Source organism: Pantoea sp. GL120224-02, from assembly GCF_900215395.1.
Lineage (GTDB): Bacteria > Pseudomonadota > Gammaproteobacteria > Enterobacterales > Enterobacteriaceae > Pantoea > Pantoea communis.
Genome location: NZ_OBEC01000007.1, coordinates 147,234 through 170,003 on the forward strand (window position 1 = coordinate 147,234; position 22,770 = coordinate 170,003).

Annotated in this window: 19 protein-coding genes; 4 read left to right on the forward strand and 15 right to left on the reverse strand. The window is 54.5% G+C overall.

Features of this window, described 5'->3' with window-relative positions; translation table 11 throughout:
• Positions 1 to 158: 158 nt before the first annotated feature.
• Complete coding sequence (glyA, locus tag CRO33_RS14860; RefSeq protein ID WP_045814929.1) at positions 159 to 1,412, reverse strand: serine hydroxymethyltransferase; 1,254 nt, start codon at positions 1,410 to 1,412, stop codon at positions 159 to 161.
• Positions 1,413 to 1,750: 338 nt separating this feature from the next.
• On the opposite strand from glyA, the gene hmpA reads away from it, so the two are divergent.
• The gene (gene hmpA / locus CRO33_RS14865) at positions 1,751 to 2,935 is read left to right on the forward strand and encodes an NO-inducible flavohemoprotein (protein WP_097118613.1); all 1,185 of its coding nucleotides are present in this window, start codon (positions 1,751 to 1,753) and stop codon (positions 2,933 to 2,935) included.
• 49 nt (positions 2,936 to 2,984) lie between these two features.
• On the opposite strand, the gene glnB is transcribed toward hmpA, so the two are convergent.
• The 5 genes from glnB to purL form a co-directional block, all read right to left on the reverse strand.
• Positions 2,985 to 3,323 carry a nitrogen regulatory protein P-II gene (glnB, locus tag CRO33_RS14870; protein ID WP_034825643.1) on the reverse strand — a complete coding sequence of 113 codons (339 nt, stop codon included), beginning with the start codon at positions 3,321 to 3,323 and terminating at the stop codon, positions 2,985 to 2,987.
• 205 nt (positions 3,324 to 3,528) lie between these two features.
• Positions 3,529 to 4,860, reverse strand: coding sequence for a two-component system response regulator GlrR (glrR, locus tag CRO33_RS14875; protein WP_058959153.1), 1,332 nt, complete (start codon positions 4,858 to 4,860; stop codon positions 3,529 to 3,531).
• A 2-nt stretch (positions 4,861 to 4,862) separates the two neighbouring features.
• Entirely contained in the window at positions 4,863 to 5,534 is a 672-nt protein-coding gene (gene qseG / locus CRO33_RS14880) for a two-component system QseEF-associated lipoprotein QseG (RefSeq protein ID WP_097118614.1), read from the reverse strand.
• A 3-nt stretch (positions 5,535 to 5,537) separates the two neighbouring features.
• Positions 5,538 to 6,965, reverse strand: coding sequence for a sensor histidine kinase (locus CRO33_RS14885; protein WP_097118615.1), 1,428 nt, complete (start codon positions 6,963 to 6,965; stop codon positions 5,538 to 5,540).
• Positions 6,966 to 7,625: 660 nt separating this feature from the next.
• The gene (gene purL / locus CRO33_RS14895; RefSeq protein ID WP_097118617.1) at positions 7,626 to 11,516 is read right to left on the reverse strand and encodes a phosphoribosylformylglycinamidine synthase; all 3,891 of its coding nucleotides are present in this window, start codon (positions 11,514 to 11,516) and stop codon (positions 7,626 to 7,628) included.
• Between the two features lie 270 nt (positions 11,517 to 11,786).
• Between purL and mltF the strand changes: the two genes are divergently transcribed.
• Positions 11,787 to 13,244 (forward strand): membrane-bound lytic murein transglycosylase MltF, encoded by a 1,458-nt coding sequence (gene mltF / locus CRO33_RS14900; RefSeq protein WP_058959158.1) that lies wholly within the window; start codon positions 11,787 to 11,789, stop codon positions 13,242 to 13,244.
• Here mltF and tadA read toward each other — a convergent pair.
• Together tadA and yfhb are read right to left on the reverse strand one after the other, a co-directional pair.
• A complete protein-coding gene (gene tadA / locus CRO33_RS14905; protein WP_097118618.1) occupies positions 13,241 to 13,735 on the reverse strand; it encodes a tRNA adenosine(34) deaminase TadA in 495 nt (164 codons plus the stop codon). The genes mltF and tadA overlap by 4 nt on opposite strands.
• Positions 13,736 to 13,791: 56 nt before the next feature.
• Complete coding sequence (gene yfhb, locus CRO33_RS14910; protein WP_097118619.1) at positions 13,792 to 14,430, reverse strand: phosphatidylglycerophosphatase C; 639 nt, start codon at positions 14,428 to 14,430, stop codon at positions 13,792 to 13,794.
• A 204-nt stretch (positions 14,431 to 14,634) separates the two neighbouring features.
• On the opposite strand from yfhb, the gene CRO33_RS14915 reads away from it, so the two are divergent.
• Positions 14,635 to 15,474: a MurR/RpiR family transcriptional regulator gene (locus tag CRO33_RS14915; protein ID WP_034825629.1), complete on the forward strand. Its 840-nt coding sequence runs from the start codon at positions 14,635 to 14,637 to the stop codon at positions 15,472 to 15,474.
• 411 nt (positions 15,475 to 15,885) lie between these two features.
• Positions 15,886 to 16,134 (forward strand): YfhL family 4Fe-4S dicluster ferredoxin, encoded by a 249-nt coding sequence (locus CRO33_RS14920; protein WP_058959160.1) that lies wholly within the window; start codon positions 15,886 to 15,888, stop codon positions 16,132 to 16,134.
• Here the strand turns inward: CRO33_RS14920 and acpS are convergent.
• The 7 genes from acpS to lepA form a co-directional block, all read right to left on the reverse strand.
• Positions 16,131 to 16,511, reverse strand: coding sequence for a holo-ACP synthase (gene acpS / locus CRO33_RS14925; RefSeq protein WP_034825626.1), 381 nt, complete (start codon positions 16,509 to 16,511; stop codon positions 16,131 to 16,133). The two genes, CRO33_RS14920 and acpS, sit on opposite strands and share 4 nt — an antisense overlap.
• Complete coding sequence (gene pdxJ, locus CRO33_RS14930; RefSeq protein ID WP_097118620.1) at positions 16,511 to 17,242, reverse strand: pyridoxine 5'-phosphate synthase; 732 nt, start codon at positions 17,240 to 17,242, stop codon at positions 16,511 to 16,513. The genes acpS and pdxJ overlap by 1 nt, the downstream gene beginning before the upstream one ends.
• Before the next feature lie 70 nt (positions 17,243 to 17,312).
• The gene (recO, locus tag CRO33_RS14935) at positions 17,313 to 18,041 is read right to left on the reverse strand and encodes a DNA repair protein RecO (RefSeq protein ID WP_097118621.1); all 729 of its coding nucleotides are present in this window, start codon (positions 18,039 to 18,041) and stop codon (positions 17,313 to 17,315) included.
• Between the two features lie 3 nt (positions 18,042 to 18,044).
• Positions 18,045 to 18,947, reverse strand: a complete 903-nt coding sequence (era, locus tag CRO33_RS14940; RefSeq protein WP_034825620.1) for a GTPase Era — start codon at positions 18,945 to 18,947, stop codon at positions 18,045 to 18,047.
• A gap of 54 nt (positions 18,948 to 19,001) precedes the next feature.
• Entirely contained in the window at positions 19,002 to 19,682 is a 681-nt protein-coding gene (rnc, locus tag CRO33_RS14945; protein WP_034825618.1) for a ribonuclease III, read from the reverse strand.
• A 132-nt stretch (positions 19,683 to 19,814) separates the two neighbouring features.
• Positions 19,815 to 20,786: a signal peptidase I gene (gene lepB / locus CRO33_RS14950; protein ID WP_034825616.1), complete on the reverse strand. Its 972-nt coding sequence runs from the start codon at positions 20,784 to 20,786 to the stop codon at positions 19,815 to 19,817.
• A gap of 9 nt (positions 20,787 to 20,795) precedes the next feature.
• Positions 20,796 to 22,595, reverse strand: coding sequence for a translation elongation factor 4 (lepA, locus tag CRO33_RS14955; RefSeq protein ID WP_034825613.1), 1,800 nt, complete (start codon positions 22,593 to 22,595; stop codon positions 20,796 to 20,798).
• Positions 22,596 to 22,770 lie beyond the last annotated feature (175 nt).

The following is a 22,770-nucleotide window of genomic DNA, read 5'->3' on the forward strand; positions in this document are numbered from 1 at the left end:
CGTACCTCAGACGCCGTAATAACAAGGTCTGCGTGAACGCTTCATGTGCGGTGTGTGCGGTGTGTGCGGTGTGTGTTGACTCTATACAGCATGGGTCGCGTGCATAAAAAAAGGATGGCAAGCGCCATCCTCTTTAATCACATCAGCATGGTGCCAAATCAGGCATACACAGGCAGACGCGCACAGATATCGAGTACCTTCTGCTTGGTGCGCTCGATGGTCGCTTCGTCGTTGATGTTGTCCAGCACGTCAGCGATCCAGCCAGCCAGCTCACGCACGTCTGCTTCTTTGAAGCCACGGCGTGTCACTGCAGGCGTACCGATACGCACACCGGAGGTCACGAATGGGCTCTTCGGATCGTTAGGTACACTGTTTTTGTTCACAGTGATGTTAGCACGGCCCAGCGCGGCATCCGCTTCTTTACCGGTCAGGTTTTTGCTCACCAGATCGATCAGGAACAGGTGGTTATAAGTACCGCCTGAAACGATGTTGTAGCCACGCTCCAAAAGAACTTCAACCATTGCTTTGGCGTTTTTAGCCACTTGCTGCTGGTAAGATTTGAACTCTGGCTCCATTGCTTCTTTGAACGCCACCGCTTTACCCGCGATCACGTGCATCAGCGGGCCACCCTGTCCACCCGGGAATACCGCAGAGTTCAGTTTTTTGTACAGGTCTTCGTCACCGTTTTTCGCCAGAATCAGGCCACCACGTGGACCCGCCAGAGTCTTGTGGGTGGTTGAGGTCACGATGTGTGCATGCGGAACCGGGTTCGGGTAGACATCAGCGGCGATCAGACCGGCAACGTGTGCCATGTCAACGAACAGGTAAGCGCCCACGCTATCAGCGATTTCGCGCATTTTTGCCCAGTCACACACGCCAGAGTATGCAGAGAAACCACCGACGATCATTTTTGGCTTATGCGTTTTAGCCAGCTCAGCCAGTTCGTCGTAGTTGATTTTGCCGGTTTCGTCGATGCCGTAAGGGATGACGTTATACAGCTTGCCTGACAGGTTCACTGGTGAACCGTGCGTCAGGTGACCACCGTGCGCCAGGTTCATACCGAGGATGGTGTCGCCCGGCTGCAACAGCGCAGTATAAACCGCGAAGTTGGCCTGTGAGCCAGAGTGCGGCTGTACGTTGGCAAAGTCTGCGCCAAACAGCGCTTTCGCGCGATCGATTGCCAGCTGCTCAACGATATCAACGTATTCACATCCGCCGTAGTAGCGTTTGCCCGGATATCCTTCGGCATATTTGTTGGTGAGCTGTGAACCTTGCGCCTGCATAACGCGTGGGCTGGTGTAGTTTTCAGAAGCAATCAGTTCGATGTGCTCTTCCTGACGCACCTTCTCTTGCTCCATAGCCTGCCACAACTCGGCATCATAATCGGCAATGTTCATATCACGCTTTAACATCCGGCATCTCCTGACTAGCTAACTTTTTTAACGGCAGTTTAGGCCCCGGCAAGGGGCGAAGGCCAACAGTGTAAACGGTTTTGACAGGTGACGGTAGCGCCAATCCCCTCTTTTTACGCAAACGATTGGCACGGCGCTGGAACGGGTTTTTTACGCCTTTTTGCAATCCTGTAAATCACGATATTTGCTCACGCTGGAGAGGAATATTTTTCAGGTTTGTGGGCCAGCTTCCAGCTTCAGCACCTAACCCGCAATCAAAACAGGGGATTTACAGGCTAGATGAACGATCATAAGATGTATTTAAAATACATGTTTAAATTCACTGTGAGGCATTCACCATGCTTGATGCGCAAACTATCGCTACCGTAAAGTCTTCCCTGCCCGCTATTGCTCAGCTTGGCCCGCAACTCACTGGCCACTTCTACCAACGTTTGTTAACGGCACATCCGGAACTGAAAAACGTCTTCAACATGAATAATCAGCGCAGTGGCAATCAGCGTGAGGCGCTGTTTAATGCCATTGTCGCGTACGGCAGCAACCTGGAGAACCTGGCGGTGCTGCTGCCGGCGGTAGAGAAAATTGCACAGAAGCACACCAGCCTGAATATTCAGCCCGCGCAATATGCGGTAGTCGGTGAAACGTTGCTGGCCACCATCGAAGAGTTACTCAATCCCGGCGATGACGTCTTACAGGCGTGGGGCAAAGCTTACGGGGTGCTGGCGGATGTGTTTATCCAGCGTGAAGAGGCGATTTATTGCGCCTCAGAAGAGAAAGTCGGCGGCTGGCGTGGCGCGCGTGACTTCCGTATTCGCACCATCAACACTGAAAGCTCAGTAATTAAAAGTTTTGAGCTGGTACCTAACGATGGTCAGCCCGTCGCCGATTTCCTGCCCGGACAATATCTGGCTGTTAGTCTGCGACCTGAAGGAAGCGAAAATATCCAGCATCGCCAGTATTCACTCACCCATCTACCTAACGGTAAATCCTATCGTATCGCAGTGAAGCGCGAGGAACACGGCAGCGTTTCCGGTTGGCTGCACACCCATGCGAAGGTCGGTGATATTGTGCAATGTGCTGCACCGGCGGGTGATTTCTATTTGCAAACAAAGGGAACCGCGCCGATCACGCTGATTTCTGCCGGTGTGGGTCAAACTCCGATGCTGGCAATGTTAGCCAGCCTGGCTGAGCAGCAGTATGCGGGCGCGGTTAACTGGCTACATGCGGCCGAATGTGGTGCACAGCATGCTTTCGCGGATGAAGTGCAAGCCACAGGTGCTCGCCTGCCACATTTCACCAGCCATATCTGGTATCGCGAGCCGGAAAGCGTGGACAGTGGCCGTTTTGATGCGCAGGGATTCATGGACCTCGCAGGCATCTCCAGCCAATTGAATCAGGCCGACCGCCAGTTCTGGCTTTGCGGCCCTCTGCCATTTATGCAGTTTGTCGCGCGGCAGCTGGTCGATGCCGGTATCAGTGCCGATCGTATCCATTATGAAGTTTTTGGCCCGCACAAAGTGCTGTAAACAAAAAAGCCTGCATCATGCAGGCTTTTTAACAGGCTAACGAAGGGGCTTAGATCGCCTCTTCGTCCTCTTCACCGGTACGGATTCGCACCACGCGCGCCACGTCGAACACAAAGATTTTGCCGTCGCCGATTTTGCCGGTCTGCGCGGTATTCATAATGGCTTCAACGCAGGTGTCGACGATGTCATCACCGACCACCATTTCGATTTTCACTTTTGGCAGAAAATCGACCATGTACTCCGCGCCACGATACAGCTCAGTGTGGCCTTTCTGGCGACCAAAGCCCTTCACTTCACTGACCGTCATCCCGGTGATGCCCACTTCAGCCAACGCTTCGCGCACATCATCGAGTTTGAATGGTTTAATAATTGCATCGATCTTTTTCATGACAGATCCTTTTTTCACTCCCTCCATGATGGACGGATAACAAGTAGTATATACCCGTCCTGCTTCAAGTTGCAGAGGGGTTGGCGGCTCTCTTTTCCCCAAATCGCTTGAAGAAGTAAGCTCATCGGGATGCTTTCGTTTGCCGTCTGACTGCAACTCAAATTATTTGGGGTAGTCAATGGATGAATCAATATGCCGCAGCAAGCTACTCTTTAAATTCACTGGCGTCCAGCTCATGGCGTGACAGCAGCTTATAGAATTCTGTACGGTTACGTCCAGCCAGACGCGCAGCGTTGGTGACATTTCCTTTGGTCATTTGCAGCAATTTGCGCAGATAGTTGAGCTCAAATTGATTACGTGCCTCAACAAAGGTCGGCAGCGCGGTGTTTTCACCCGCTAACGCCTGTTCAACCAGCGCATCCCCAATCACGGGTGACGTGCTCAGCGCGACACACTGCTCAATCACGTTGACCAGCTGCCGCACGTTGCCAGGCCAACTGGCCCCCACTAAACGTTTCATCGCATCCACAGAGAAGCTGCGCACGAAGGGTTTATGGCGTTCGGCCGATTGGCGCAAGAGATGGTTCGCCAACAGCGGAATATCCTCTGCACGTTCATGTAGTGCGGGAATCTTCAGATTCACCACATTGAGGCGATAGTAGAGATCCTCGCGGAAACTCTTTTTCTCCATCGCTTTGGGCAGATCGCGATGGGTGGCCGAGATGATGCGCACGTTGATATCGACATCCCGATTACTGCCCAGCGGACGCACTTTTCGCTCCTGCAAGACGCGCAGGAGTTTGACCTGCAACGCCTGTGGCATATCACCAATTTCATCAAGAAACAGCGTGCCACCCTCCGCCGCCTGAAACAGCCCTTCACGCGCACTCACGGCACCGGTGAAAGCCCCTTTGGCGTGACCAAACAGCTCAGACTCCAGCAGTTGCTCCGGTAGCGCACCACAGTTAATGGCAATAAACGGCTTGTTTGCACGCGGGCTGGCGGCGTGAATCGCCTGAGCCAGCACTTCTTTTCCGGTACCGCTCTGGCCATTGATTAACACGCTGACGTCGGATTGCGCCACCATGTGCGCTTGATCCAGCAAACGCAGCATCAGTGGATTGCGCGTCACTACCGCTTCACGCCAGGTATCATCACTGACGGGCGCGCGCTGTGCTAACGCTTCATCAATGGCTTTATACAGCGCGTCACGATCCACCGGTTTCGTCAGGAAACTGAATACGCCCTGCTGCGTGGCAGAAACCGCTTCGGGGATCGAGCCGTGCGCCGTAAGAATGATCACCGGCAAACCCGCATGGCGTTTCTGGATTTCGCCAAATAACGCCAGTCCGTCCATTTCATCCATACGCAGATCGCTGATCACCAGATCAACTTTCTCTTTCTGCAACTGGCGCAGCGCATCCGGACCACTTGCGGCGGTGGTCACCTGATAGCCTTCACTGCTTAAGCGCATGCCAAGCAGTTTAAGCAGGCCGGGATCGTCATCCACCAGCAGTAAACGTGCAGACTGTTTCATGGTCACTGATCCTCACTTTGTGCATCACTGGCACCGTGCGATGTATCGCTGCTGTCCGCCGGTTTACGGGACGACAGCTGGCGTTCGATGTCAGTTAAGCGCTCAAGCTTACGCTGAGTCTCCTCCAGTGATTGACGCAGTTTGGTTTGCTGCTGGCGCAGGCTATCCAGCTCAGTATCGTGGCTTTGCTGGAGTGCAGCATAGCGGCTGCGTTCACCGCTTAACGCCAGCTGCGCCGCCTGATTACTACGCCACAACATTAATAACGGACGCACGGAGGCTGGATAGGAAGCGCTGTAGCCGTCTAGCGTATCGACGAACTGACGGCGCTCAAAGGGCGTCACATTGCCATTTGCCAGCAGAATGCCTTGTTTAAAAGCACGCGACCAGCCTTGTACTGGCCAGCGCCGTGCCTCAGCACGCGCTTCCGCTGGGGATAAACGCTCACCACAGTCGATAGCACGCTGCCAGTAGAGGGGGTTGCTCATGGCTGTTGGCGTTTCAATCTTCCACACGTTTTGACAATCGGTCGCCAGATAATCAGGCAGCCGCACTTCTGGCTCAGGAAGATTGGTGCCATCGTGTAACGCGCTGCCCGTGGACGGTGTCTGGCAAGCACTCAAGCCAAATGCCACCAACGCGCAGCTAAAAAGTTTAATCAGGGTGTGTTTCATTAATCAGGCATTCCCGGCGCTGGTCGTCAAAATGATTCGAAAACAGACATCCGCATCCTTGCGCGTTACCAATTGCAAATCGCCCTGCATCCTGCGCAGGCAATCTTTCGCGATGCTTAACCCCAGCCCGCTGCCTTTAACTGGCCCTTTGCGCTGCTGGCTGCCCTGAAAAAAGGGCTCAAAAATCATCGCCTGCTCTTCAGCCGGAATCGGTGTGCCGGTGTTCGCCACCTCAATCCACACCTGGTTGCCTTTCTGTTGGCTCTGCAGCCAGATGTTACCGGATTCGCTGCCGTAGTTCACGGCGTTCGAATAGAGGTTATCGATGACCCTTTGCAGCAATGATGCCTCTGCCAGACAGTGCGCCACCTGAAGATCAACATGGGTGGTGATCTGACGTGCACCGGCGGGCAATGAATGGATTTTAACGACCGCATCAACGATGTCATTGATTGCTACCGGCTCCAGCGCCATGGGGCCATCCGCCAGTTTGCGGTTGTAATCCAAAAGTTGTTCGATGAGACGCTGCAAATGGCGGCTGCTGGTATCAAGAATCGCGACCACTTCTTGCTGTTCCGCATTGAGCGGCCCAGCCACCTGATCGGCCAATAATTCCGTGCCTTCACGCAAGCTGGCAAGCGGGGTTTTCAGTTCGTGCGAGAGATGACGCAGAAACTCATGTCGCTGCTCTTCCAGCCAACTTAGGCGCTCGCTCAGCCACACGATGCGCTGACCGAGTGAGCGGATTTCACGCGGACCGCGAAAACTCACGCTGTCACCCAGCGCTTTGCCTTGCCCCAGTCGGTTAATCATCCGTTCAACGCGTTTAACCGGGCCGATGATCATGCCGGTAAACAGCAGCACCAGTGCCAGACTGATCAGAAACAGAATCAGCGCCTGCCAGCCGAAAAACTGGCCGCGATCGGCGATTTCGCGCTGAAGCTGCAAGCCACGCGAAAATACCACTTCACGCGTCGCCTGCACCATTTGCGCATTGGCATCAGAAAAATGTTCGAGGGCCGTTGCGGCTTTTGCCACTGGGTTACCGTTGTCGCACTGCACGCTGGCGAGCTGCGGCAAGGTTTCCTGCAACGCTTTGAAGGAAGGAAGATCCGGCAGGCTATCCGCATGGCTGGTGAGCATCTGACCGTACCGCGTCCACTGCGTCTGATAAAGCTTTTGCAAGGTGGCATCCCCTAACACGCAATATTGACGATAACTGCGCTCCAGCTCGAGCGCCGTGCGCGCCATCGCTTCGCTGCGGCGTACGTCGGTGAAGGTATTGCGATTGGTATCTGCGGCCTGATTACTGAGCGCAGACAAACTTTCCCAGGCTTGCCACGCCAGCACCAGCAATGGCAACAGGACCAGTAAAAAAGCCATCAAGACTAACTGCCGCAGGGATCGGGGAAACAGACGCCATCTCTTCACTACCGCGCATCCTTTAATGTGAGCTGCTGGCATGCTAACGAAGTATCAATAGGGAAGAAAGTACCGAAAGGAAAACGGCAGCCCTTTTGGGCTGCCGTGAGAGCGACGCCGCAGCATCGCTTGCAAAATAGGTGGAGCCTAACTCAACGTTGCGTCCGATGCTTGATAACGTTGCAAAGCAAGCGATTATCGGTTGGGTGGACGGCAGGCTCCGTTTGGTGCGTCATTCGAATTTTATGAGCTCAACCGCAGTGCGGGGCAATCATAGACAGGAGAATGAGCAACGCAGTGAGTATAGCAACTATCGTGCCAGAAATGAAATAGCATTGATTATCAGAGTAATGCGAGGTGTGACGCAGTTTTTTATGAAAAAGCGGACCGGCTGGTCTGGCGAAAGTGTCGCTGATCAGCAACGAGTTAGAGGATGAAAAATTGATCCAATATAAATCAATAATTTAAATGTCACCATTTAGCGACACATCAATATCGTGTTTGTCGCTAATTTCCGACAATTTTGCGAGCCAGCCAAAGTAGGTCATGGCGTAATGGATTGAGTGAGTGAGTGAGTGAGTGAGTGAGTGAGTGAGTGAGTGAGTGAGTCTGGACCAGCTGGCTAAAAGAAAGGCCGCCTTGCGGCGGCCTCTGATGCAGTCGGCTAAATTAGCCCAGCTGCTTGCGTGCGTTGCGGAAGATACGCATCCACGGGCTGTCTTCGCCCCACTCTGCTGGGTGCCAGGAGTTGCTCACGGTGCGGAACACACGCTCTGGGTGCGGCATCATAATGGTGACACGACCGCTTTCGTTGGTGACTGCAGTGATACCGTTCGGCGAGCCGTTCGGGTTGGCAGGGTAATTTTCGGTCACTTTACCGAAGTTGTCCACGAAGCGCAGCGCCACCAGACCTTTGCTTTCCAGCTGAGCCAGATGCGCACCGTCACGCACTTCTACGAAGCCTTCACCGTGCGACACGGCGATTGGCATATGAGAACCGGCCATGCCGTCCAGCAGCAACGATGGGCTCGCAGCCACTTCAACCAGGCTGAAACGTGCTTCAAACCGCTCTGACTGGTTACGTACAAAGCGTGGCCACAGTTCGCTGCCCGGAATCAGCTCACGCAGATTCGACATCATCTGGCAGCCGTTACATACGCCCAGCGCCAGCGTCTGTGGACGGTGGAAGAAGTTTTCGAACTCATCACGCACACGGCCGTTGAACAGAATCGACTTCGCCCAACCTTCACCGGCACCCAATACGTCACCGTAAGAGAAGCCACCGCACGCTACCAGCGCCTGGAACTCTTCCAGACCACGGCGGCCCGCCAGCAGGTCACTCATGTGCACATCGACAGCGGTGAAGCCAGCACGGTGGAAGGCAGCGGCCATCTCAACGTGGGAGTTCACGCCCTGCTCACGCAGAACGGCAACACGAGGACGCGCGCCTGTGGCGATCATCGGCGCAGCAACATCTTCCTCTGGCTTGAAGGTCAGATGAACGTTCAGGCCAGGATCGTTGTCGTCTTTCTTCGCTTCGTGCTCCTGATCGGCACAGGCAGGGTTGTCACGCAGACGCTGCATCTGCCAGGTGGTCTCTGCCCACCAGGTACGCAGCGTGGTACGGCTTTCGCTGTACACCGCGCTGTCACCAGAGCGGATCACAAAGCGATCGCCCGGCAGCGCCTGACCAATCACATGCACATTGCTGCTCAGACCATGGTCGGCAAACACTTTCTCAACGGCTGCACGATCAGCGGCATTAATCTGGATCACTGCACCCAACTCTTCGGTGAACAGTGCTGCCAGCGCATCGTTACCCAGCGCGGCGATATCGGCTTCGATACCGCAGTGACCGGTGAAAGCCATTTCTGCCAGTGTTACCAGCAGGCCGCCATCAGAACGGTCATGGTAAGCCAGTAGCTTCTGCTCGGCCACCAGCGCCTGAATGGCGTTGAAGAAGCCTGCCAGCTGCGATGCATCACGTACGTCGGCTGGCTTATCGCCTAACTGACGGTAAACCTGTGACAGCGCGGTAGCACCCAGGGTGTTTGCGCCGTTGCCCAAATCAATCAGCAACAGCAGGTTATCCTGGTCAGCTTGCAGTTGAGGCGTTACGGTGCGGCGCACATCTTCTACACGCGCAAAGGCGGTGATCACCAGCGACAGCGGCGAGGTCATCTCACGCTCTTCGGTGCCCTGCTGCCAGCGGGTTTTCATCGACATCGAGTCTTTGCCCACTGGAATCGTGATGCCCAGCGCCGGACAGAGTTCTTCACCAACCGCTTTCACTGCGGCATACAAACCGGCATCTTCGCCTGGGTGACCTGCTGCGGCCATCCAGTTTGCAGAGAGCTTCACGCGCTGCAGGGAACCAATCGAGGTGGCTGCCAGGTTGGTCAGCGCTTCACCGACCGCTAAACGGCCTGAGGCAGCGAAGTCCAGCAAGGCGACTGGAGCACGTTCGCCCAGTGAGAAGGCTTCGCCGTGATAGCTATCCAGGCTGGCGGTGGTCACTGCACAGTTCGCTACCGGGATCTGCCATGGGCCGACCATCTGGTCACGCGCCACCATACCGGTTACCGAACGGTCACCGATGGTAATCAGGAAGGTTTTCTCTGCCACAGTTGGCAGATGCAGTACGCGATTAACGGCATCTGCCACGGTAATGCCGTCACGCACCAGCGCATCGCCTTTGGCCTGCTGAGTGGCAACATCACGCGTCATCTTCGGCGTTTTGCCCAACAGCACGTCCAGCGGCATGTCGATAGGGTTGTTATCGAAGTGGCTATCCGCCAGGTTCAGGTGCAGCTCTTCGGTGGCTTCACCGATCACCGCATAAGGTGCACGCTCACGCTTACACAGCTCGTCAAACAGCGCCAGTTGAGCCGGTGCCACCGCCAGTACATAACGTTCCTGGGATTCGTTACACCACACTTCCAGCGGGCTCATGCCTGGCTCATCGTTGAGGATGTCACGCAGGTTGAAGTTGCCGCCACGGCCACCATCACTCACCAGCTCTGGCATCGCGTTAGACAGACCGCCAGCACCGACGTCGTGGATGAACAGAATCGGGTTGGCTTCGCCCAGCTGCCAGCAACGGTCGATCACTTCCTGGCAGCGACGCTCCATTTCCGGGTTGTCACGCTGGACAGATGCAAAATCCAGATCCGCATCAGACTGACCAGAGGCCATTGAAGAGGCTGCTCCGCCGCCGAGGCCAATGTTCATCGCGGGCCCGCCGAGCACGATCAGTTTCGCGCCGACGACGATCTCACCCTTCTGCACGTGGTCAGCACGGATGTTACCAATACCGCCCGCCAGCATGATCGGCTTATGGTAGCCACGCAGTTCTGAGCCATTATGGCTGTTCACGCGCTCTTCATAAGTACGGAAGTATCCGTTCAGTGCAGGACGGCCAAATTCGTTGTTGAACGCTGCGCCGCCCAGTGGGCCTTCAGTCATGATATCCAGCGCGGTAACAATACGCTCCGGCTTACCAAAATCTTCTTCCCACGGCTGTTCAAAACCCGGAATACGCAGGTTGGAAACGGAGAAACCGACCAGGCCCGCTTTCGGCTTCGCGCCACGTCCCGTTGCGCCTTCATCACGGATTTCACCACCGGAACCGGTCGCAGCACCTGGCCACGGGGAAATCGCGGTCGGGTGGTTATGGGTTTCCACCTTCATCAGGATATGCGCCTCTTCCTGATGGAAGGTGTATTCGCCCTTCTGAGCATCGGCGTAGAAGCGGCCCACTTTTGAACCTTCCATCACCGCGGCGTTGTCTTTATAAGCAGACAGAACGTGCTCAGGATTGTGTTCAAAGGTGTTTTTGATCATTTTAAACAGCGACTTCGGCTGTTTTTCACCGTCGATAATCCAGTCGGCGTTGAAGATTTTATGACGGCAGTGCTCTGAGTTTGCCTGAGCAAACATATAGAGCTCGATGTCGTTCGGATTGCGGCCCAGTTTGGTGAAGGCATTCAGCAAATAGTCGATTTCGTCATCGGCCAGTGCCAGGCCCAGCGTGGTGTTGGCCTGTTCCAGTGCAATGCGACCGGCACCCAGCACATCAACGCTTTTCAGCGGCTGTGGTTCATGATGTGCGAACAACTGCTGCGCATCATTCAGGTCACCGAACACGGTCTCCATCATGCGGTCATGCAGCAGGCTAGCCAGCTGTTGCCATTGCGCTTCCGTCAGCTGCGGCGCCTGCACATAGAAAGCCATACCGCGTTCGAGGCGGATAACCTGGGGCAGATCGCAGTTGTGCGCGATATCGGTGGCTTTTGATGACCACGGAGAAATGGTGCCGGGACGCGGCGTCACCAGTAACAGACGCCCTTGTGGCGCGTGCTCGGCGAGAGAAGGACCGTATTTCAGCAGACGTTGCAGGCGGGCATGTTCATCCGCACTGAGCGGTGCACTGACATCGGCAAAATGGACGTACTCGGCGTAAATATCACTCACTGGCAGGTGAGCGTCCTGAAAGCGGGTCAGCAGTTTGTTTACACGAAATGCCGACAGAGCGGGCGAACCACGCAGAATTTCCATCATCAAAGATCTCTCGTCTTCGAAGCGCCGGGCGACGCTTCATTGGGCGCAACAGGGGAAAACGGGCGGTATTATAGAGAAACAGCACGGGTTACGAAACCGTTTGCGCATAAAATCTGGCACTCAGCATTTGGCTGAATTTTGCACAATTCTTGCTATATAAGTTGCCCTGCTGCACTTTGTTGCGCAAAATGCCCCTCGCTCTGGGAGTAAAAACAACACAAATACTGCCTTTAAAAGACAGAGGCCTGTGAGCCATTACGAGACAACTATTTGAAACGCCTGAAAATAAACTATCTGTTTATCGGTCTGATCACCGTGCTGCTTGCGCTGGCACTGTGGCCTTCCATCCCCTGGTACGGGGGCGGAAAAGACGCGCTATCACAGATTAAATCACGTGGAGTGCTGCGCATCAGTACCGTCAACTCCCCGCTGACTTACTACACCATCAATAATGCACCAGCCGGTATGGATTACGAGCTGGCGAAACGCTTCGCCGATTATCTTGGCGTCAAACTTGAGGTTACGGTGCGTCCGAACCTCGGCGATCTGTTTGACGATCTGGATGATGGTAAGGCGGATTTGCTCGCAGCTGGGCTGATCTACAACGGTGAACGCCTTGCCCACTATCAAAGTGGACCGAGCTACTACTCTGTTTCGCAGCAGTTGGTGTACCGCATTGATAAGCCACGGCCGAAGAATCTCGGCGATTTGAAAGGCCGCCTGATTGTGCAGTCCGGTTCGGCATATCTGTCAACTTTACGTTCCGCAAAAGCTGACAGCTATCCCGATCTCGATTGGGCGATTTCTACCGATCAGGGACAGAAAGCGCTACTGGAAGCCGTCGCCGACGGCAAGCTGGATTACACCGTGGGCGATTCGGTCACCATCGGCTTATTGCAGCGCATCCATCCGCAGCTGGCCGTAGCATTCGACATCACCGATGAAGAACCGGTCACCTGGTATCTGCCACGCAGTGATGATGACAGTCTGAATGCGGCAATGCTCGACTTCTACAGCCAGATGGGCGAAGAAGGCACAATGGCGCGCCTCGAAGAGAAGTATCTCGGTCACGTTGGCACTTTTGATTACGTGGATACCCGCACCTTCCTGCGCGCGATTGATAACACGTTGCCGGATATCAAACCGCTGTTTGAGAAATACGCGGCGAGCATGGACTGGCGTCTGCTGGCAGCCATCTCTTATCAGGAGTCGCACTGGAATCCGCAGGCGACCTCACCGACCGGCGTGCGCGGCATGATGATGTTGACGCGTAACACCGCTGACAGCCTCGACGTCAACGATCGCCTTGATCCTGAGCAGAGCATCCGTGGCGGCAGCGAATACCTGCAACGTATGATGGAGAAGGTGCCGGACACCATTCCTGATGATGAACGCATCTGGTTTGCATTGGCGGCGTATAACATGGGCTATGCGCACATGCTGGATGCCCGCAAGCTGACGGCCAAACAAGGCGGTAATCCTGATAGCTGGGCCGATGTCAAACAGCGTCTGCCGATGCTAAGCCAGAAGCGATATTACGCGCAAACCTCCTACGGTTACGCGCGCGGCCATGAAGCTTACAACTATGTCGAGAACATCCGTAAGTATCAGATCAGTCTGGTGGGATATCTGCAGGAGCAGGAGAAGCGCATCGCTCAGCAGTCGGCGCTGGAAGCGGAATTGGGCGCCGGTTACCCGGCGGTCGAACCTAAGATTGCGATGAACTAACCTTCGCGCTGCGCCTGGCGCAGCGCTTTCTTTTGCTCACGGCGCATGCGGAAGAAGTCACTCAACATTCCGGCACACTCTTCTGCCAGCACACCGCAATCAATCTGAATCTGATGATTCATACCTGGATGACCAATCACGTCCATGAGCGAGCCCGCTGCGCCCGTTTTCTCATCCTTTGCGCCATATACAAGCCGCGTAATGCGACTGTGCACCATCGCACCGGCGCACATCACGCAGGGTTCCAGCGTCACATACAACGTGGTATCAAGCAGGCGATAGTTTTCGAGGATTTTGCCGCCCTGCCGCAGCGCCATGATTTCGGCATGCGCGGTCGGGTCGCACTGACCAATCGGTCGATTCCAGCCTTCGCCAATCACTTTATCACCCTGCACTAATACCGCGCCGACCGGCACTTCGCCCTGTTCCCACGCGCGACGCGCCAGCTCCAGCGCATGGCGCATCCAATATTCATCAGTTTGTGGGTTCACCGGGCAGCTCCTGCGGATTTAAAGGCGGCGCATTATAGACGGAATCGCCGCATGATTCACTCCAGCTGTTGCAGCTCACCGCGAGGTGTCACCCGCCAGCGATGCTGGCAGAAGAACAGCAGCGGGTTATCCTGTTTACTGTCGCTGTAACCGCTGTAGAGTTGCAATGGTGTACCAATCTTCTCTTCGAGTTGAGCGACCTTCTCATGCCCGAGGCAACGCATGGCCAGCACGCGTCCCCCTAAACCGGGTTGCATCTGACTGGCAATCAGCTGTACGCGCGGCAAGAAGGCTGAATCAAAATAAACCTGCTCCACCAGCGATTGCGGCGAACCGGTGATCAACCACACATCCGCATCATCGCTACTGAGATAATCGGTCAGACGTTGTTGCACCACCGGAAAGGCGGTAACACGCTGACGGAACCATGTCGCGAACTCCGCTTCACGCTGACGCAGGCATTGCTCACTGTGGCCGAAGGTAATGGCCCACAGCAGCAAGCTCATCGGCCAGCGTGCGGCGTGTCCTTTAAACAGCATTCCCAGGCCAATTACCGGCAACAGCGGCACCACCAGCAACAGGTTGATCGGCTGGCGTCGCAGCAGATAACGCATAAAGGTGCCAAACATGTCCTGCTGATGCAGCGTGCCATCCAGATCGAAAAACACCACGCGGCGTTGCGTACCCTTTGTCAAACTCCTCTCCTTATCTTTCCTTTCTACGGCTTGCCCTACAGTGTAGCCAGCTTCAACGGCGGGGGCGAAAGCAGTCATTTTTAATTCCAATGGCCACAATGCCAGCTGAATAGTTTATTCTTTGTGTCGGCGTGCTGTCATTAAAACCTGATGGTGCGAAAAGAGACTAAGCTCAAGCGGGATTAGATGGATTAAGGATCGAACATGAGTTCATTGCTGCGAATTCGCCAGCTCTACCCTCGACTGGCGCTAAATGAGCGTCGGCTGGCGGATTTTTTGCTGTCGCAGCCGGATCGGGCACGGCATCTGAGTTCACAAAAACTGGCTGAGGAATCGGGCGTCAGCCAGTCGAGCGTGGTGAAGTTTGCCCAAAAATTGGGCTATAAGGGATTCCCTGCGCTGAAACTGGCACTGAGTGAGTCGCTGGCGGATCGCGACGCCATCACCGTGCACAATCATATTCTTAGCGACGATCCCCTCAAAGTGGTCGGCGAAAAATTACTGACTGAGAAGATTTCCGCTATCCGCGCCACGCTGGATATCAACAGCGAAGAGAAATTGCTGCAAACCCTGCAATTGCTGAAAAACGCCAACCGCATTTTGTTAGTGGGCATCGGTGCGTCGGGGTTAGTGGCGAAAGATTTCTCATGGAAGCTGATGAAGATTGGCATCAACGCGGTAGCCGAGCAGGATATGCATGCTTTACTGGCGAGCGTGCAGGCGATGGCACCGGGGGATGTGCTGCTGGCGATTTCCTATACCGGCGAGCGGCGTGAGATTAACCTTGCGGCACAGGAAGCCGCGCAGCTGGGGGTCGACGTGCTGGCGTTTACCGGCTTTACCCCCAACTCGCTGCAACAGTGCGCTTCCATATGCTTGTACACCGTTGCCGAGGAGCAAAGCACGCGCAGTGCCGCAATCTCATCCACCAGTGCACAACTAGCGTTGACTGACCTGCTGTTTATGGCGTTGGTACAAAACGATCCAGAACGCGCTTCAAGCCACATAAGGCACAGTGAAGAACTGGTCAAAAAACTGGTGTGATACAAAAAAAGCCGTCATTCGGCCTTTTTACTTTGCGAAGCAGAATCGTGACGACAGGCCTGGCGGCTCGCATGCTGCAAGTTATGCAGGCACTCATCGCATAAAGCGGCATCATCAGACATCCAGCGAGCCAGCCACCCTCGCGCAACTCCACACTGAATGCATTGCTGCTTTAAAAACATTTCTTTCAACGAGTTAATTTTTATCATGGTGCTTACGACAAACATTTATGCGGATAATTACCGCACAAAATGATAACTCGGAGTATTCCTAATTCCTATCTAACCTTTGATGAATTTTGCTTGAGTGACGCAATCCTCGCTTTGTTTGATCCCGCGCAATAAACCATGCGACCTTATAAGCCGGTTTTATGATAAGGTGCGCGCCTTCTTTCTCAGGCTAACGGCGATCATGGCTTTACTCATTACGGCGAAATGCATCAATTGCGATATGTGCGAACCTGAATGCCCGAACCAGGCCATCAGTTTAGGTGAGGCGATCTATGAGATTGATGTCGACCGCTGCACCGAATGCGTGGGCCATTATGATGTGCCGACCTGCCAAAGCGTCTGCCCGATTGATAACACCATCATTTCTGACCCACAGCACCCGGAAACCCGTGAGGCGCTGTGGGAGAAATTTGTCGTGTTGCACCCTTAGTCTTCGATGATCACCGTTGCGCAGGCGTAGTGGCGCTCATCGGCCAGCGTGACATGCACATGTTTCACGCCCAACTGGCTGGCAATCACTTTTGCCTGTTCGAAAAAGCGTAAGCCCGGTTTGCCAAGCGCGTCGTTGTACACTTCGAATTGATTAAAGGCCAGACCACCGCGAATGCCTGTACCAAAGGCTTTGGCCGCCGCTTCTTTCACCGCAAAACGTTTGGCAAGAAAGCGCACCGGTTGCTGGTGCGCCTGATATTGCTGCCACTCGGCTTCGCTCAAGACGCGACGCGCCAGACGATCGCCGGATCGCTCAATCACACCGGCAATACGTTCGATTTCAACGATGTCGCTGCCGAGTCCGAGAATCGCCATTAACGACGCGCTTCCCGCATCAGCTGCTTCATCTCTGACACCGCATCCGCCAGGCCACTGAACAGCGCACGGCCAATGATGGCGTGACCAATGTTTAGCTCATGCATCTCCGGCAGTTCAGCGATGGGTTGCACGTTGTGATACGTCAGACCGTGACCGGCGTTAACCTTCAAACCGAGGCTGGCTGCAAATGTGGCTGCTTTGCGAATACGCGATAATTCGGCTTCACGCTCCAGCCCTTCCGGTGCTTCCGCATAGGCGCCAGTGTGGATCTCAATGTAAGGCGCGCCGCTGGCAACGGCCGCTTCAATCTGGCGGTGGTCGGCATCGATGAACAGCGACACCAGAATACCCGCTTCGCTCAGCAGGCGAACCGCAGCATTGATTTTGTCCTGCTGACCCGCCACATCTAATCCGCCTTCAGTGGTCACTTCCTGGCGCTTTTCCGGCACCAGACACACGAAGTGCGGCTTGATATCACAGGCAATGTCGATCATCTCATCGGTCACCGCCATCTCCAGATTCATACGTGTCTGGATGGTGTCGCGCAGAATACGCACATCGCGATCGTTGATATGACGACGATCTTCACGCAGGTGCACAGTGATGCCATCTGCGCCCGCCTGTTCAGAAACAAACGCCGCCTGGACTGGATCGGGATAATTCGTGCCACGTGCGTTACGTACGGTGGCGATGTGGTCAATGTTGACCCCTAACAGCAACTCAGCCATGACAATCCTTAAATAGGTTCAGTGTGTTTGCAGTGTACCGTGCTGAGCATATCAGGCGGTACGACCAGCGCTAGTCGTTTGCCACATCGGGCTTCTTTTTGGGCACAAACTGGCGAAACAGTTCCTGGCTCTTCAGCGGTTTACCGCCCAGATAAGGCTTGAGCGCCATACGCGTGAAGCGCTTGGCAGCACGCAGGCTGTCGGCATCGGGAAACTCGCGTTCCCACAGCGCACGCAACTGGCGACCGGTAAAACTGCGTTGGTTCACCACCAGGCTGGCGATAAACCCCTTCTCTTCACGATAACTGTACGTCATGCCGTCATCGATCTCTTCACCACTGCCCGCACAGTGCAGGAAATCCACGCCGTAACCCAGGTGGCCCAGCAGCGCCAGTTCAAAGCGACGCAGCGCCGGTTCAGGCGTGCCACTGCCTGCGGCCAGCATCTGGATGCAATTGAGATAGTCAAAGAAGAGGTCGGAGAAAGGAATTTCCTGCTCAAGCACGCGAGACAGCAGTTCGTTAACGTACAACCCGCAGTAAAGCGTGATGCCACTGAGCGGTAAGGCCAGCGACACCGCTTCGGCGCTGCGCAGCGTTTTAACTTCGCCACGTCCACCCCAGCGCACCAGCAGCGGCGTGAAGGGTTGGAGTGCACCTTTGAGTTGGGAACGGCGCGAGCGTGCGCCTTTGGCCAGGACGCGGACGCGCCCTTCGCTTTCGCTGAACAGATCGAGCAGGAGGCTGGTTTCGCTGTAAGGGCGACTATGCAGCACAAAGGCGCGTTGCCAGCCTTCCATCAATTATTCGTCTGTATAGCCCAGGCTGCGCAGTGCACGTTCGTCATCCGCCCAACCCGATTTCACTTTAACCCACAGTTCGAGATGCACTTTGGCTTCAAACATCTCTTCCATGTCTTTACGCGCTTCAATACCGATGGTTTTAATCTTGGCGCCTTTGTTGCCAATCACCATCTTCTTCTGCCCTTCGCGCTCGACGAGGATCAGACCGTTGATGTCATAGCCACCACGATCGTTAGAGACGAACTGTTCGATTTCCACGGTCACTGAGTAAGGCAGTTCCGCACCGAGGAAGCGCATCAGTTTTTCACGGATGATCTCAGACGCCATAAAGCGCTGTGAACGATCGGTGATGTAATCTTCCGGGAAGTGATGGTCAGATTTCGGCAGGCATTTACGCGCGATAGCGGCAATGGCATCAACGTTCTTACCGCTTTCTGCCGAGATCGGTACAATCTCAAGGAAATTCATCTGCTGGCTCAGGAACTGCAGGTGTGGCAGCAGAATGGTTTTATCCTGAATGTTATCGACCTTGTTAACCGCCAGCACCACCGGCACTTTGCCGTCGCGCAGCTTGTTCAAGACCATTTCGTCGTCCGGCGTCCAGCGGGTGCCCTCAACAACAAAAATCACCAGCTCCACATCACCAATTGAGCTGCTGGCAGCACGGTTCATCAGGCGGTTAATCGCCCGCTTCTCTTCCATGTGCAGCCCGGGAGTATCCACGTAAATCGCCTGATAAGCGCCTTCAGTGTGAATACCCATGATGCGGTGACGCGTGGTTTGCGGTTTACGCGAGGTGATCGACACTTTCTGCCCCAGTAATTGGTTCAGTAAGGTGGATTTGCCAACGTTAGGTCGGCCAACAATCGCGATAAAGCCGCTGTGTGTTTCTATTTCGCTCATTCGAGTCCTGACTTGAGCAGCGTCGCTGTCGACGCTGCGATATGACTATGTATTTTATTCGAGACCAAGCTTAATTAATGCCTGTTCAGCGGCAGCTTGCTCTGCTTTACGGCGGCTGGAACCTACACCCACCACCGGTTCTGCCATGCCACTCACCTGACAGTGAATGGTGAATTCCTGATCGTGGGCTTCGCCACGCACCTGCACCACCAGATAAGAAGGCAGCGGCAGGTGACGCCCTTGCAGAAACTCCTGCAGACGCGTTTTTGGATCTTTTTGCTTATCACCCGGGCTGATTTCATCAAGGCGATTTTGGTACCAATCGAGAATCAGTTTCTCAACGGTTTGAATGTTGCTGTCGAGGAAGATACCGCCAATCAGCGCTTCAACCGTATCAGCAAGAATCGATTCGCGACGGAAACCGCCACTCTTCAACTCGCCCGGTCCAAGACGTAAACATTCGCCAAGTTCAAACTCACGCGCCATCTCTGCCAGGGTATTGCCCCGCACCAGCGTAGCGCGCATGCGGCTCATGTCACCTTCATCCACACGTGGGAAGCGGTGATAAAGCGCATTGGCAATCACATAGCTGAGAATGGAATCGCCAAGAAACTCAAGACGTTCATTGTGCTTACTGCTGGCACTGCGGTGAGTCAATGCTTGCTGCAGTAGTTCCGGATGAGTAAAAGTGTAGCCCAGTTTGCGCTGCAGCTTGTTAATAAGGATGGGGTTCATGCGATTCCAGTTATTCTGTGCGTCTGTAACTCTGCATACGAAACAGGGCTGAGGTTCCAACACGTTCTGTTTCGTTTGCAGTGGCCCCCCGAAAGAGGCCAACCGTGTTGCCCACCGCAGTGGGCATAATGCTTAGTGGATTCCGCCGATGCGACTTAAGCGCACGCCCGTTGGCCACTGTCCTTCTTGTTTCTCAAAGCTCATCCAGATAGCCACCGCTTTACCGACAAGATTCTTCTCAGGCACAAAGCCCCAGTAGCGGCTGTCGGCGCTGTTATCGCGGTTATCACCCATCATGAAATATTGCCCTTCCGGCACGATCCACGTGGATTGCGGCTGACCCGGCTGCTGATAATACATGCTTGCCTGGCTCTGCGCTTCGTTTACTAACAGGATATCGTGCGTCACCGTGCCCAACGTCTCTTTACGTGTTCCCAGACGCAGGCCGCCCTTCATGGTTTCGCCCTGTGGTGCTTCAAAGAAGCCGTTACCGGTTTCATTGCCATCAAAGCCGCTGAAGGTTTGAATGAAGCGGCTTGGCTCCACGTTGGTATAGGTGATCGGCAACGCGGTATCGCATTTGCCCGTGCCACAACCCGGGTTAACCGTCAGCGTTTTACTGTAAGGATCAAACACCACTTTGTCGCCCGGCAGACCGATCACACGTTTAATGTAATCGACGCTCGGATCTTTCGGGTATTTAAACACCGCCACATCACCACGCTGCGGATGACCCGTTGGGATCAGCGTGGTTTGAGTAATCGGATCTTTGATTCCGTAAGCAAACTTCTCCACCAGAATAAAATCACCAATCAGCAACGTCGGCATCATGGAACCTGATGGGATCTGGAACGGCTCAAAAATAAATGAGCGAACGATCAGTACCACTGCCAGCACCGGGAACACCGATGCCGCCGTTTCTACCCAGCCTGGCTGAGCCGCCACTTTGGCCAGCGTTTTGCCGTCCAATGTGTTGCCCGCCTGCGCTTGTGCAGCTGCCTGCTTAGCACGACGCGCCGGAGCCCACTTAAAGCGATCGATACACCAGATAACACCCGTTATAAGCGTGGCGATCACCAGAATCAGGGCGAACATATTAGCCATTAAAGTTCCTTATTTGCTGTCTTTACCGACATGCAGAATGGCAAGGAATGCTTCCTGCGGCAGCTCAACGTTGCCGACCTGCTTCATTCGCTTCTTACCGTCTTTCTGCTTCTGCAACAGTTTCTTCTTACGGCTCACGTCACCGCCATAGCATTTCGCCAGGACGTTTTTACGCAGCTGCTTGACCGTTGAGCGAGCGATAATGTGGTTGCCGATTGCCGCCTGAATCGCAATATCGAACTGCTGACGTGGGATCAGATCTTTCATCTTCTCCACGAGGTCGCGGCCACGATACTGAGAGTTATCACGGTGGGTAATCAGCGCCAGCGCATCAACACGTTCTGAGTTAATCATCACGTCGACACGCACCATGTCAGAGGCCTGGAAACGTTTAAAGTTATAGTCCAGCGATGCATAGCCGCGAGACGTTGATTTCAGACGGTCGAAGAAGTCGAGTACCACTTCTGCCATCGGGATTTCATAGGTCAGCGCAACCTGTTTACCGTGGTAAACCATGTTGGTCTGCACACCGCGTTTCTCAATACACAGGGTGATGACGTTGCCGAGGAATTCCTGCGGCAGCAGCATATGACACTCGGCGATCGGTTCGCGCAGTTCTTCAATATTGTTCAGCGGTGGCAGCTTCGAAGGGCTGTCAACATAGACTGTCTGGCCGTCGGTGGTGATGACTTCATAAACTACCGTTGGCGCTGTAGTAATCAGGTCGAGATCGTATTCACGCTCCAGACGTTCCTGAATGATCTCCATGTGCAGCAGACCGAGGAAGCCGATGCGGAAGCCGAAGCCCAGCGCCGTTGAGCTTTCTGGCTCATAGAACAGTGAGGCATCGTTGAGGCTCAGTTTGCCCAGCGCATCACGGAACGCTTCATAATCATCAGAGCTGATCGGGAACAGGCCAGCATATACCTGTGGCTTCACTTTCTTAAAGCCTGGCAGGACATGTTCAGCAGGATTGCGTTGCAGCGTCAGGGTGTCACCGACTGGCGCGCCCATGATGTCTTTGATAGCGCAAACCAACCAGCCTACTTCACCGCAGTTCAGTTCATTACGGTCAACCTGTTTCGGTGTAAAGATGCCTAAGCGATCAGCGTTATAGGTCTGACCGGTGCTCATCACCTTCACTTTGTCGCCTTTACGCAGCGTACCGTTCTTGATACGAATCAGTGACACAACGCCCAGGTAGTTATCGAACCATGAGTCGATGATCAGCGCCTGCAGTGGGCCTTCCGGATCACCTTCCGGTGGTGGGATATCACGCACCAGACGCTCAAGCACATCCGGAACGCCAACGCCGGTTTTCGCCGAGCAGCGCACGGCATCAGCCGCATCAATACCAACGATATCTTCAATCTCTTCCGCCACGCGCTCAGGATCGGCCGCAGGCAAGTCGATTTTGTTCAGAACCGGTACCACTTCCAGATCCATTTCCATTGCGGTGTAGCAGTTCGCCAGCGTCTGTGCTTCAACGCCCTGACCTGCATCGACCACCAGCAAAGCCCCTTCACAAGCCGCTAAAGAGCGGGAAACTTCATAGGAGAAGTCAACGTGGCCGGGAGTATCGATAAAATTGAGCTGGTAAGTTTCACCGTTCAGCGCTTTGTAATCGAGCGTGACGCTTTGCGCTTTGATGGTAATGCCGCGCTCGCGCTCCAGATCCATAGAATCCAGAACCTGCGCCGCCATCTCACGATCGCTGAGGCCACCACAAATCTGAATCAAGCGGTCAGAGAGCGTTGATTTGCCGTGGTCGATGTGTGCGATGATGGAGAAATTTCGTATGTGCTTCATTTATATGAATATCTTCACGTAAAAAATCAGTGGAAAACTTGAGCACAGACACATTCAGGAAAGTGAGCTTTACCCGGAATCCTGTCAGCCTCATTAATGACGACGCATATTACACTGTTAACGCCGCGCGTTAAAGAATGGAACTGTGGGGAATCGCAACAGATTTCAGCGGGTA